The organism is Streptomyces hydrogenans (assembly GCF_014656075.1).
Taxonomy (GTDB): domain Bacteria; phylum Actinomycetota; class Actinomycetes; order Streptomycetales; family Streptomycetaceae; genus Streptomyces; species Streptomyces hydrogenans.
In genome coordinates this window covers 51,316-63,334 of sequence record NZ_BNBS01000003.1, presented here as the reverse complement: position 1 = coordinate 63,334, position 12,019 = coordinate 51,316, and the positions used below count along the sequence as shown (strand labels likewise).

The following is a 12,019-nucleotide window of genomic DNA, read 5'->3' as shown; positions in this document are numbered from 1 at the left end:
AGGGGGCTCTGCCGGTACGGGGCTCCGCGGGTACGGGGCTCCGCCCGTACGAGGCTCTGCCGGTACGGGCTCCGCTCAGTGCCCGTCCTTCCCGCCCGTCACCTCCATCCGGCGGACGAACGAACGGCCCGCGTCCCGGGACTCGTACACCCCGTCCCCGGTCGCGACGAGCAGCCGGCGCGCGTCGACGGCCGTCAGCGCCTGCGGGCCGCCGCCGGGCACGGTGCCGGTCCTGGTCCAGGAGGTGCCGCCGTCGCCGGAGCGGAAGAGGACCCCGTCCGGCGAGACGCCGTAGAGCGCGTCGGCAGCGCCCCAGGAGACGTACGAGAGGACCTGCCCGGCCCCGGGCGAGAAGGTCCGGCCGCCGTCGGTGCTGCGGGCGACGCCGCTCTCGGTGGTGGCGAGCACGGTGTCCGGGGCCGTCGGGGACACGGCGATGTCGAGGGCCCGGAGTGCGGCCCGGTCCTCCCAGGCGGCCTGGTCGCGGGTGACCCGCAGCCGCCCGCCGGTGCTGTCGTAGCCGTACACGGACCCGTCGGGCGCGGTGTCCAGGGCGTGGAAGTCGACCTCGCCGCCGAGGGACTTCTCCGCCCAGCTGCGCCCGGCGTCGGCCGAGGCGACGAGCCCGAGGTTCGAGGGGCCACCGTCCCCCGGCGCGGGGTGCCCACTGGCGAGGAACGTGCCGTCGCGGGCGACCGTGAAGCCCATGAAGTCGTCCCGCCGCTCGCCGACGAGGACGGGCGCGCCACCGGGGCCTGGGGAGTGGATCCCCTCGTGGGTGGCGACGTAGAGGGTGTCCTGGTGGAGGCCGAGGCCGTGGACATGGGTGAGCGCGGACGCGGCCCCGGAGTCCGAGCCCGCCGATCCGGGCTCCGATGCGCCGGGTCCGGAAGCCGAGCACGCGGTGAGCGTGAAGGTGAGCGTGAGGGCGAGGGCGGTCGCGGCGCGGACGGCGGCGGCCCGGGGAAGGCGGTACTTGATCATCATGCTTTCGTTCGCCGAGAGAAGGAGGGAGGGGCGGGAGCGTCGGCGGCCGCGCGCGGGCGGGCGGCCGGGCCCGCCCCACAGGGGAACGGGCCCTGGCCCGACCGGTCGCGACCACGACAGAGCCCCCGCCCCCGCCCCTGTCCCCGACCACGGTCGGGGACAGGGGGACGAGGGACCGGACCCGACTCAGAGCCGGTCGAGGATCTTCCTCAGCTCGGCGATCTCCGCCGTCTGGGCCCGGACGACCTCGCCCGCCAGGGCCTTCGCCTCGGCGTTGCCGCCGTCCTTCTGCTCCGTCCTCGCCATCTCGACCGCGCCCTCGTGGTGGGCGATCATCAGCTCGGCGAACGTGCGGTCGAAGTCCTCGCCCTTCGCGGCGGCGAGGTCCTTCATATCCTGCTCGGACATCATCCCGGCCATCGAATGGCCCATCCCGGCGGACTCGGGCTTGCCCCAGCCCTTGAGCCACGCCTTCATCTTCTGGATCTCGGGGTCCTGCGCCTTCTCGACGGCCGCGACGATCCGCTTCACGTCGGCGTTCTCGGCGCGCCCGTCGGCGAGCTTCGCCATCTCCAGGGCCTGCTCGTGGTGGGGGATCATCATCTGCGCGAACATCACGTCCGCGTCGTTGAAGTCCCCGGCGACCGAGACGGTGGCCGACGGGGTCGCACCGCCGTGGCCCGTCCCCTTCACGGGGTCGTCCTCGCCGCAGGCGGCGAGGAGCAGGGCGGCCGCGGCGACGGCGCCGGTCAGGGCGAGGGCGCGGGGGGTGCGCTTCCGGAAAGTACGCATGGTGAATCCTCGGGTGCTGTACGTACGGGCATGGGCGGGTACCGGAGGTGCGCGGGCGGCATGGAGCGGCCCGCGGCGGGCGGTACGGCCTAGATCCGCAGGACGGACAGCAGGGCGAGGTCGGGCGGGCGGCGCGGCGGGGCGTGCGGCCCGAGCGCGGGCGTCAGCCGCGCGAGGAGGAGGACGAGCCAGTCGGGGCGGCGGCCGAGCGCGGCGCGGACGAGTCCGGCGAGCAGCCAGCCGGCGAGGACGGCCACGCAGAGCGTGGTCATGTCCATCCCCGAGCCGGGCGCGTGCCCCTCGTCCAGGGGAGCGGACCCGTGGGTGGCGCCGGACTCCGCGGCGTGCGCCCCGGCGGGCGCGGCGGTGTGCGTCCCGGCGCGCGGGTCCCCTTCGGGGTGGCCCACGGAGTGCATCATGAACACCCCGAGCGCGAGCACGACGACGAGCAGGAGGTGCGCGAGGGCACCTCCCGCTCGTTCGCCGGGGCGCGGCCGGGGTGTGGGCATGATCAGGACCTCCTGGGCCCGACCATACCGTGCCGGGGTATCAGTTCCGCGTCAGGACGGCAGCTCGCCGCTCATCGCCGCGGCCATCCGCAGGTGCGGGGCGGCCTCGTCCTGGCGGCCCTGGCGCTCTAGCGTGCGGCCGAGCATCAGTCGGGCGTAGTGCTCCACCGGGTCGCGCTCCAGGATCGCGCGGAGCTCGGTCTCGGCGTTCTTCAGCTGGGCGGAGTGGTAGTAGGCGCGGGCGAGCAGCAGCCGCTGGGCCGTCTGGTCCGGGTGCTCGGCGACGAGGCCGCGCAGGACGCGGACGGCGGTCTGGTACTCCTTCGCGTCGAAGAACAGCTGCGCGCGGCTCCAGCGGTCGGCGGCCGTTCCGAACTCGTAGTACGTGTCGCTCACTTGCTCTCCCTGTTCCGGGGTGCCTGATCTGTCACCCTGTGGGGTGGTGCGCCCTCGTCAACACCGAAGAGTAGTTGAACATTCCACCACTTGCTTTCCCGCGGTTCCTCCTGCTTCCCCTGCTTCCGCCGGATTCCCCGGTTCCCCCACTGGAGAGGTGTCGATCCCCGATGAGCAATCTCGACCGCCAGGCCGAGCTCGCCGTGTGCGGTGGCCGCGGCTTCGTCGTCGCCGAGCCCGTACGCGAACTCCTCAGCCCCCGACACGTCCGGCTCGGCGAGTCGACCGAGGTGCGGCGCCTGCTGCCGAACCTCGGCCGGCGGATGGTCGGCGCCTGGGCCTTCGTCGACCACTACGGCCCCGACGACATCGCCGACGAGCCCGGCATGCAGGTCCCGCCCCACCCCCACATGGGCCTCCAGACCGTCAGCTGGCTCCACGAGGGCGAGGTCCTGCACCGCGACTCCACCGGCAGCCTCCAGACGATCCGCCCCCGCGAGCTGGGCCTGATGACCTCGGGCCGGGCGATCTCCCACTCCGAGGAGAGCCCCCGCCCGCACGCCCGGCTGCTGCACGGCGCCCAGCTCTGGGTCGCCCTGCCCGACGCCCACCGGCACGTCGAACCCCACTTCCAGCACCACGCCGACCTGCCGACGGTGACCGCGCCCGGCCTCACCGCCACCGTCATCCTGGGCTCCCTCGACGGTGCGGCCTCGCCGGGAACCACGTACACCCCGATCGTCGGCGCCGACCTCGCCCTGACCGCCGGCACCGAGACCGGACTGCCGCTCGACCCGGACTTCGAGTACGCCGTCCTCACCATGTCCGGCGAGGTCCACGTCGACGGCGTCCCGCTCCTGCCCGGCTCCATGCTCTACCTCGGCTGCGGCCGCACCGCCCTCCCGCTCCGCGCCTCCTCCGACGCGGGCCTGATGCTCCTCGGCGGCGAGCCCTTCGAGGAGGAGATCGTCATGTGGTGGAACTTCGTCGGGCGGTCCGGCGACGAGATCGCGCAGGCGCGCGAAGACTGGGAGAAGGGCACGCGGTTCGGCGAGGTGCACGGTTACGGCGGTCTCCCGCTGTCGGCTCCGGAGCTCCCCGCCACCCCCCTGAAGCCGCGCGGACGCGTGCGCTGACCCGGTCGGACGTGCGGCACGGCGGGCCCGCTCCCTCGCGCGCCCGCCGTGCCGCACGTCCGCCGCCCTGGTCAGGCGAGTGGGGTCACCGTGAACTCCCAGTGGTGCCTGCTCTTGTCGATCACGACCAGGAGGGGGCCCTCGGGGATCCGGGGCTTCTCCCTGACACGCTTGCCGATCCAGGCGTGGACGAGGCGTTCGGCGGGTTCGCGCAGGGCGCCGGGCCCGTCGCCCCGGTGGGCGTGGAGCCGGAACCAGCCGCTGCCGCGGTCCGACGCCTTGACCTTGAGTTCGGCCGCCGGGCCCGTGTGGAGGAAGACCTCGCGGCCGCTGCCCCGGGTCGTTCCGGGGGTGAGGGGGCGTGCGGCGGTGAGGGGCAGGACGGTCAGCTCCCAGTTGCCGGAGTGGGCCACCTCGAGCTTCAGCGGGCCGCCGGCGGGAGGGGGGACGAGCAGGGCGCGGCCGTGGTGCTCGGGCAGGTCGTTGTTGAACACGGCGTCGACGTCGTCGAGGCCCAGGGGCAGGACCCGAAGGAAGCGGAAGTGGCCGTCGGTGAGGCGTGCTTGCAGGATCACGGGGTCGGAGTTCGGCGGGAAGGGGAGGTCCACGGTGAGCGTCGTGGCGCCCTTCCCGCGGTGGACGAGCGGCTCGAAGTCGAGGAAGGGGCCCCAGGCGGGCGGGGCGCCGGTCGGGACCGGTGCGGGCACCGGTCCCGGTATCGCCTTCGAGGCGACCACCGGAGCGTGGGGGAAGGGCTTCCCCGTGCCGTCCGGTCCCGCCTCCGGGATCGGGCCGGCGGTTGCCTTCGTCACGCCGTCCAGGGGCGTCGGGCCGGAGGCCGGCCGCCCGTTCGGCCCTGGCGTAGTCCATGCCGCCCCGCCGCCGAAGTCCCGGGCCAGCCCCGCGAGCCCCGTGTCGTACCCCTGTCCCACGGCGCGGAACCTCCAGCCGCCGTCCCGGCGGTAGAACTCCCCGAGCACGAACGCCGTCTCGGTGGCGGCGTCGGTGACGTCGTAGTGCGTGACCGGGGAGCCGTCGGCGGCCACCACCTGGGCGTACAGGCCGGGGACCGCGCCGAACGGGGCGCCGTCGCAGTACCCGGCGATCAGGATCCGTCGCACGTTCGCCTCGACGCGCGGCAGGTCCAGCTCCAGCCACTCGGCGACCTGCCCGTCGCCGTCGCCCGTGCCCAGGTGCCGTAGGGCACCGGAGGGATGCGCGGGCAGCCCGCGGAAGACGAGGTCGGCGTCCCGGCGCACGGCTCCGGCCGCGTCCAGCAGCAGCGCGGCGGCCTCGACGAGGGGCGCGCCCGGCACATGGCGGCGCCCCACGGCGATCCGCAGCGGGGCGGTGGGAACCGGGGCGTTCGCGCCCTTGGCGATGTGCGTCATGGGGCACATGGTGTCACCGGCGGAGCGGGGCGAAAAGATCTTCACGGCTTGACGGGGTGGCGGTGGCGGGGACACGAGGGACCGTCACGCGGCTCCCGTACGCCGCTCGACACCTCCGCGCTTGCCGGGCCGGCCACCTGAGTTGATTGCGGAGGGGGTCGCGATGTCTCGCGGTGTTCCGTGCCGCGTCCCTCCGGTTCGCGCGACGCCCGCTCGCGCCGGCTCCTTGCGTCGGGCCCGGTCCGGCGGGCCTCCCCTCCTCGGGCCCCGTCCCGGCCCGAGACCCGATCGCCTCGCCTCCAGAAGGCGCCGCCGCCGACGTCATGACCGCCGGTCTCGTCGAGGAGGTGTTCGGTACCCCCTCATGATCCCCGCCGCACCCGGACGGTTCGCCCCCGATCCCGTTCCCGGGCCCGGTCGACCGGACGGCCTGGTGCCGTGAGGAGGTCGCGCAGGCGGGCGAGGGTGGCCTCCCCGCCCGCGAGGGCGCCCCGGGCGGACGCGGTGTGGAAGGCGGTCGGGCCCAGGGAGGCGTGGAGGGCGGCGGTGATCCGGTCGACGTCGGCGCGTTCGGCGGTGGGCAGGGGGGCGTCCACGGTGCGGCGTTCGGCGTCCGCCGCGCCGAGGAGGGCGGCGGCCTCGGCGGGGGAGTGCGGGGCGAGCGCGCCCGCGAGGCCCTCCAGCGAGAGTGCGAGGGCGCGGGGCTCCGCGAGGGTGCGGGCCACCGCGAGGCCGCGCAGGTGATGGCCGAGGGCCTCGTCGTGACGGCCCCCGAGTTCGGTGAGGAAGCCGAGCTCGGCGTGGCGCAGGTGTTCGCCCGCCGGTGAGGACGCCTGGGCGAAGCGGTCGCGGAGCAGGAGCAGGTGGTGTTCCGCCGCCGCCAGGTCGCCGGACCTCCGCGCCCCGAGCGCCAGCCCCATCCGGGCGTGGATCTCGCCGTAGGCGTGGCCCTGTTCGGCGGCCATCGCGAGCGCCTGCCCGTGCAGCTCGCGGGCCCGGTCCCAGTCGCGGTCCAGCAGCGCCAGCCGGCCCAGGCCCGAGAGGCGGGCCGACACCTCGGCGGTCAGACCGAGTTCACGGGCCATGCGCAGCCCCTCACGCTGGCGCCCCGCGGCCTCCTCGTACGCGCCCCTGATCTCGGCCAGCGTCGCCAGGGCCGATACCGTCTGCAACTCGCCCCAACGGTCGCCCAGTTCGCGGAAGGCCCGGGCACTGTCCGCGCCGTCGCGCCCCAGGCCTGCCAGGTCGCCCCGGTCCAGTGCCAGTCGGGCCCGCAGGCTCAGGGCGGCCGCCTCGCCCCACGCGTCGCCGAGTTCCTCGAACCGTTCCAGCGCGCGGGAGTTGACCGCCTCCGCCTCCTCGGGCGCGCCCGCGCTGAACAGGCCGTACGCGCACAGCCACCCGGCGCGCGCCCGACGGCCGCACGCGTCGGCCGGGACCGGAGTGTCGTCGGCGTCGCGACCCTCCGTGAGGAGCGCGAACGCACGGTGCAACAGCAGGAGTTCGTGCCGTTCCGAAAACGGGTCGGGGTGCGCGTCGAGGACCGCCCGCAGGGAGCGCCGGGCCTCCGTGAGGCGGCCGCGCAGCAGCCACCACCAGGCGAGCGCCCGCGCCAGGCGCGCGGCGGGCACCCCGTCGCCGGACCGGCTCAGCGCCGTGTCGAGGGCGGCGCGCAGATGACCCGCCTCGGCGTCGAGCCGGTCGAGCCGGGCGCGCTGGTCCGGGCCCCGCAGCTCGGGCTCGGCGCGTTCGGCCAGGTCGAGGTAGTGGGCCAGGTGCCGTTCCCGTACGGCGTCCGCCTCCGCCCGCTCGGTCAGCCGCTCCAGGGCGTAGGCCGCCACGGACTCGAGCAGCCGGTAGCGGGGGCCGTACGGCCCGTCGGCCACCGTGACCAGCGACCGGTCGACGAGCCGGCCGACCAGCTCCCAGACCTCCCCGTCGGGCACGCCGTCCCCGGTCGCGACGGCCGTGACCGCCGCCAGGTCGCCGCCCTCGCCGAAGACGGCGAGGCGGCTCAGCACGACGCGCTCGGGCGGGCTGAGCAGCTCCCAGCTCCAGTCGATCACCGCGCGCAGGGTCCGCTGCCGGGCCGGGCCGCCGCGGCGCCTGCCGGCGAGGAGCCGGAAGCGGTCCCCGAGCCGGTCGGCGAGCTCCCGCACCCCCAGGGCGCGCACCCGGGTCGCGGCCAGTTCCAGGGCGAGCGGGATGCCGTCGAGGCGGCGGCAGATCTCCTCGACGGCGGTACGGTCCTCCGGGCCGACGGCGGCCGGGTCGGCGGGGAAGTCCGGTGCGGAGGCGGCGGCGCGTTCCGTGAAGAGGCGCACCGCGTCCGGCGCGGCGAGCGGCTCGACCGGGACCACCGTCTCGCCGCTCAGCCCCAGTGGCTCCTGGCTGGTGGCCAGCACCCGCACGCCGGGAGCGGCGGCGAGCAGCCGTGCGGCGAGTTCGGCCGCGGCGTCCACCACGTGCTCGCAGTTGTCCAGCACCAGCAGGCCCCGTCGGTCGCGCAGCGCGCCGGCCAGGTGCCCGAGGGCGGAGAGCGGGGCGGTGCCGGGCGCGGTCGTACGGGCGTCGTCCCGCAGTCCGAGCGCGGCGGCCACGACCTGGGCCAGGTCCGCCGCCGTGCCGGCCCGCACGCCGGCGAACTCCACCAGCCAGGCGTCCGTCCCCGCCCCTCGCGCCGACGCGACGGCGACCCGTGTCTTGCCGACCCCGCCCGGCCCGGTGAGCGTCACCTGCCGCGACGCTCCGAGCGTCCGGCGTACGTGGGAGACCAGGGCGTCCCGGCCGATGAGGGGGGTCAGGGGTGAGGGGAGTGGTTCAACCGCGGCCGGGGCGGGTGGGGTGGTGGGGACCGGCGGGGCCAGTGGGATGAGTGAGACGAGCGGGGCCGGTGGGACGAGCGGGACCAGTGAGGGGTCCGGGGCGTCCGGGGTGGACGAGGGCGCGCGTACGGCGAGCTCCGGGGCGTGCCGGAGGAGCGCGGTGTGCAGGGAGGCCAGTTCCGGGCCGGGGTCGACGCCCAGCTCCTCGGCGAGCCGGCCGCGCAGCTCCTCGTACGCGGCGAGTGCCTCGCCCTGGCGGCCCGCCGCGTACAGGGCGCGCAGGCGCAGGGCGTGCAGGGACTCGCGCAGCGGGTGCGCGGCGACGAGCCCGGCCAGTTCCCCGGCGAGCGCGGCTCCCGCGCCGGCCGCGAGGAGGGCCCGGGCCCGTTCCTCCTGGGCGGTCGCCCGCTCCTCGACCAGGCGGGCGGCGGCCGGGCCAGCATGGCCGAGGTCCGCGACGACCGCGAACGCGGGGCCCCGCCACAGCTCCAGCGCCTCCGTCAGCAGCGCGGCCCGGTCGCCGGGAGCGGGTGCGGCGGCGGCCTGTGCCACCAGCGCGCGGAACCGGGACGCGTCGACCTCCTCGGGGCGTGCGTCGAGGAGGTAGCCCGGCGGGCGGCGCACCACACGCTCCTTGCCCAGGACCCTGCGCAGCTGTGAGACCCGTGCCTGGAGCGCGCCGGACGGGTGGGCGGGCAGCCGGGTGCTCCACAGGACGTCGACGAGCCGGTCCGCCGCGACGGTCCCGCCCTCGTGGGCGAGCAGGAGGGCGAGCAGCGTGCGGACCTTCGCCTCGGGGACCACGACCTCCACGCCGTCGTCGTCCCAGACGGCGACCGGCCCCAGCACCCCAAACCGCATGTCGGCCACCCTATCCGCCCCGCGCCGGCGCCTCCGGGGGCGGTCGGCCTCGCACCGGAAGCGGAACCGAAGGATTTCCGAAGGGAGCTGACGCACAGTCGGGCTCGCCGGGAGGGCGGCGACGCCGGACCGGCGAGCCCGCCCCCTCCGGACGAACCGACTTGGAGCACCCCATGAGCACCGCACCGGACACCGCACCGAACTCCGTGCCGCCCGACGCGACCGCAGCGACCGCAGCGACCGAAGCGACCGAAGCCACCGCAGCGACCGCAGCGACCGCAGCGACCGCAGCGACCGCAGCGACCGCAGCGACCGAAGCGACCGAAGCCACCGAAGCGACCGAAGCGACCGAAGCGACCGCAGCGCCCCCGCCCGCCCCCGACCCGGCCGGTGGGCGGCAGGGGCTGCCGCTCCTCGCGCTGCTGGCCCTGGCCACCGCCGTCTTCGTCACCAGCCTCACCGAGACGTTGCCCGCCGGGCTGCTGCCCGCGATGAGCGGCGACCTCGGCGTCAGCACCTCGGTCACCGGGCAGACGGTGACCGTGTACGCGCTCGGCACCGCCCTGACCGCGATCCCGCTCACGGCGGCGACGGCCGGATGGCGGCGCAAGCGGCTGCTGCTGGTCTCCATGGCGGGCTTCGCCGCGGCCAACACCGTCACCGCCGTCTCCTCGGAGTACGGTCTGACGATGGCCGCCCGCTTCGTGGCGGGCGTCGCTGCCGGTCTGGCCTGGGCGCTGCTCGCGGGATACGCCAGGCGCCTGGCCCCGGAGCGGCTCCAGGGCCGCGCGATCGCCGTCGCGATGGCGGGCATCCCGGTCGCGCTCTCCCTGGGCGTGCCCGCCGGAACCTACCTGGGCAAGGTCACCGACTGGCGGGTCGCCTTCCTGGCGATGACCGGCCTGACCGTGCTGCTGCTGGGGTGGATCGCCGCCGCCGTCCCGGACCAGCCGGGCCAGCGGGCGGGCGAACGCCCGGGCATGATGCGGGCGCTGAGGGTTCCGGGCGTGCCGGCCGTGCTCTTCGTGACGCTGGTCTTCGTGCTGGCCCACACCGTCCTGTACGCGTACGTGGCCGCCTTCCTCGACGACCTGGGCATGGGTGACCGCACCGACCTGGTGCTGCTGGAGTTCGGCGCCGCGTCGCTGCTCGGCATCTGGGTCGTGGGTGCCCGCATCCACCGGCAGCTGCGCCTGCTCACGCTCGCCGGCACCCTGCTCGTGGCGGTGGCGGCCGCGCTGCTGGCGGTCCTGGCCGACCACACGGCCTTCGTCCACCTGGCCGCCGTCCTGTGGGGGCTGGGATGGGGCGGTGTGCCGACGCTGCTCCAGACGGCGGCGGGGGAGGCCGGTGGCGCGCAGGCCGACGGCGCGCAGGCCATGCTCGTGACCCTCTGGAACGTGGCGATGGCCGCGGGCGGGGTCCTCGGCGGAGTCCTCCTGGACGCGGCGGGCAGCGGCTCCTTCCCGTGGACGCTGCTGGCCCTGCTCGTACCGGTCCTGGTGGTGGTGCTCCGGGCCCGCTCGCACGGCTTCCCGCCCGGCGGGGCCGAGACCTGAGCCGGAGAACGGCGAGGGGGTTCAGCCGGCCGGAGAGGCGGCTCGGACGGCCGTGACGCTGATGAAGCCCTCGGGGTGGCTGAGCGGGACCAGGCCGGCGGCGAGGAAGACGCTGGTGAGGGCGGCGTCCAGGGCGCTGCGGATGCCGGAGATCTCGGCGGCGGCGTGCACGTCCGGGTCGTCGGCGTGGGCGGTGATGGTGGGCCGGATCAGCCGGTCGGGGTGCCAGGAGACGATGACCGCCGAGCCGTCGCTCTGGGCGGTCAGTCCACTGCCCGGGCCGAAGCCGGCGTCGGCGAGGGCGGTCCGGACCCGTTCGACGAGTTCACCGCTCATGAGGTGCTCCGGTCGTGGGGTGCGCCGCTCGCCCGTGCGCGGGGGACGTCACCGGGATGTCTCACTCCGAGTGTCTGCCTTCCCGGCATATGCGTCAATGTTTCACGAAACGTGTCTCGCATGATCCTGTCCGGTACAGGGGAGGTGCTCCCTATGGGAGAGAACGGAAGCGGACAGTCGGGGTGGACCTTCCTCACCAACCACGCCCGGGTCCTGCTCACGGTCGCCCGGGATCCCGAGATGCGCCTCCGGGACGTGGCCGCCCGCTGCGGGGTGACCGAGCGGACCGTCCAGGCGATCGTCGCCGACCTGGAGCAAGGCGGGTACCTCGCCCGGGCCCGCGCCGCCGACGGCCGCCGCAACCGCTACCGCGTGAACCCGGACGCCCCGTTCCGGCACCCGGCCGAGGCCGGACACGAGATCGCCGGACTGCTGGAGCTCCTCGCCCGCGAGGACGACCGCGAACCGGGCCGTACCCCCGATCCCTCGTCCGCCATGGACGAGGGGGCGGACGCCTGAGCGTCGGATGCCCGGGGCCGGGTGCTCGCGCGGTCAGTCGCGCGCGGCGCGGCGGCGCGCGATGAAGAGGCCGAGCAGGACCCCGACGAGGAGCGTCACGGTCAGGACGCACCAGAGGGGGAGGGTGACCGTCGGAACCCAGAGCCGGATGGTGACGGAGCCGGTGTTGGCGGCGATGAACCAGATGGCGAGGGCCGCGACCAGCAGGAACCCGATGGTTCGGAACCGCATGTTCCGCCCCTTGACCGTGACGCTCGCCGGCTGGTGCGGCTTCTTCGCGGTGTTCCGCGACATGAGTCGGTCCTCTCTCGGGGGAGGAGGGGTGCCCTCCCCAGTATCGGCGCCGACGAGACCTCTGTCCCGCCCAGCGGAGGTCCTCCGGCCCGGCCGTCCGGCCCTTTCGGGCCGTACGCGCCGATCGCCCCGGAGAGGCGGCCGCTCGACCCCGCAATCGACAACCGCGTTCATCAGGGTGGGTTCCTTCCCGCCCGGACGGCGGGCCGCCCCGCCGCCGCACCCACGGAGGAGGCCGGAACGTGCGACACCACCGGGAGGCGTCGGACCCCCTCGGGGAGCACGTCGACCGCAGGGGCGTCTGCGCCGTGCCCTGCGTGGCGCTGTGTGATCTGCTGCTCGGCCGGGAGGCGCGCCTGCTGCCGGCCACGAGGGCGCCGACGACCGCGCCCTGCTCCTGGTCGAGTACGCGGG

General features: G+C 75.6%; 11 protein-coding genes. 3 read left to right on the top strand and 8 right to left on the bottom strand.

The genetic code is table 11. From position 1 onward, the window contains the following. Positions 1 to 75: 75 nt before the first annotated feature. The 4 genes from IE321_RS02540 to IE321_RS02525 all read right to left on the bottom strand — a co-directional run bounded on the left by IE321_RS02540 (position 76) and on the right by IE321_RS02525 (position 2,684). Positions 76 to 987 carry a F510_1955 family glycosylhydrolase gene (locus IE321_RS02540; RefSeq protein ID WP_226652685.1) on the bottom strand — a complete coding sequence of 304 codons (912 nt, stop codon included), beginning with the start codon at positions 985 to 987 and terminating at the stop codon, positions 76 to 78. Between the two features lie 186 nt (positions 988 to 1,173). Continuing rightward, positions 1,174 to 1,779 carry a DUF305 domain-containing protein gene (locus IE321_RS02535; protein WP_190221554.1) on the bottom strand — a complete coding sequence of 202 codons (606 nt, stop codon included), beginning with the start codon at positions 1,777 to 1,779 and terminating at the stop codon, positions 1,174 to 1,176. An 89-nt stretch (positions 1,780 to 1,868) separates the two neighbouring features. Then, positions 1,869 to 2,288 (bottom strand): DUF6153 family protein, encoded by a 420-nt coding sequence (locus IE321_RS02530; protein WP_190221553.1) that lies wholly within the window; start codon positions 2,286 to 2,288, stop codon positions 1,869 to 1,871. A gap of 51 nt (positions 2,289 to 2,339) precedes the next feature. Continuing rightward, positions 2,340 to 2,684, bottom strand: coding sequence for a tetratricopeptide repeat protein (locus IE321_RS02525; protein ID WP_043227684.1), 345 nt, complete (start codon positions 2,682 to 2,684; stop codon positions 2,340 to 2,342). A 170-nt stretch (positions 2,685 to 2,854) separates the two neighbouring features. Between IE321_RS02525 and IE321_RS02520 the strand changes: the two genes are divergently transcribed. Next, complete coding sequence (locus IE321_RS02520; RefSeq protein WP_190221552.1) at positions 2,855 to 3,820, top strand: pirin family protein; 966 nt, start codon at positions 2,855 to 2,857, stop codon at positions 3,818 to 3,820. Positions 3,821 to 3,891: 71 nt separating this feature from the next. Here the strand turns inward: IE321_RS02520 and IE321_RS02515 are convergent, their stop codons facing one another. Further along, positions 3,892 to 5,211, bottom strand: a complete 1,320-nt coding sequence (locus tag IE321_RS02515; RefSeq protein WP_226652684.1) for a TerD family protein — start codon at positions 5,209 to 5,211, stop codon at positions 3,892 to 3,894. A 362-nt stretch (positions 5,212 to 5,573) separates the two neighbouring features. Further along, positions 5,574 to 8,897, bottom strand: coding sequence for an AfsR/SARP family transcriptional regulator (locus IE321_RS02510; protein WP_190221551.1), 3,324 nt, complete (start codon positions 8,895 to 8,897; stop codon positions 5,574 to 5,576). Positions 8,898 to 9,070: 173 nt separating this feature from the next. On the opposite strand from IE321_RS02510, the gene IE321_RS02505 reads away from it, so the two are divergent. Further along, complete coding sequence (locus IE321_RS02505; protein WP_190221550.1) at positions 9,071 to 10,456, top strand: MFS transporter; 1,386 nt, start codon at positions 9,071 to 9,073, stop codon at positions 10,454 to 10,456. 21 nt (positions 10,457 to 10,477) lie between these two features. On the opposite strand, the gene IE321_RS02500 is transcribed toward IE321_RS02505, so the two are convergent. Then, positions 10,478 to 10,792, bottom strand: a complete 315-nt coding sequence (locus IE321_RS02500) for a hypothetical protein (protein WP_190221549.1) — start codon at positions 10,790 to 10,792, stop codon at positions 10,478 to 10,480. Between the two features lie 153 nt (positions 10,793 to 10,945). On the opposite strand from IE321_RS02500, the gene IE321_RS02495 reads away from it, so the two are divergent. Next, positions 10,946 to 11,311, top strand: a complete 366-nt coding sequence (locus tag IE321_RS02495; protein ID WP_043227680.1) for a MarR family transcriptional regulator — start codon at positions 10,946 to 10,948, stop codon at positions 11,309 to 11,311. Between the two features lie 33 nt (positions 11,312 to 11,344). Here the strand turns inward: IE321_RS02495 and IE321_RS02490 are convergent, their stop codons facing one another. Continuing rightward, positions 11,345 to 11,605: a lipopolysaccharide assembly protein LapA domain-containing protein gene (locus tag IE321_RS02490; protein WP_043227679.1), complete on the bottom strand. Its 261-nt coding sequence runs from the start codon at positions 11,603 to 11,605 to the stop codon at positions 11,345 to 11,347. Positions 11,606 to 12,019: the final 414 nt, after the last annotated feature.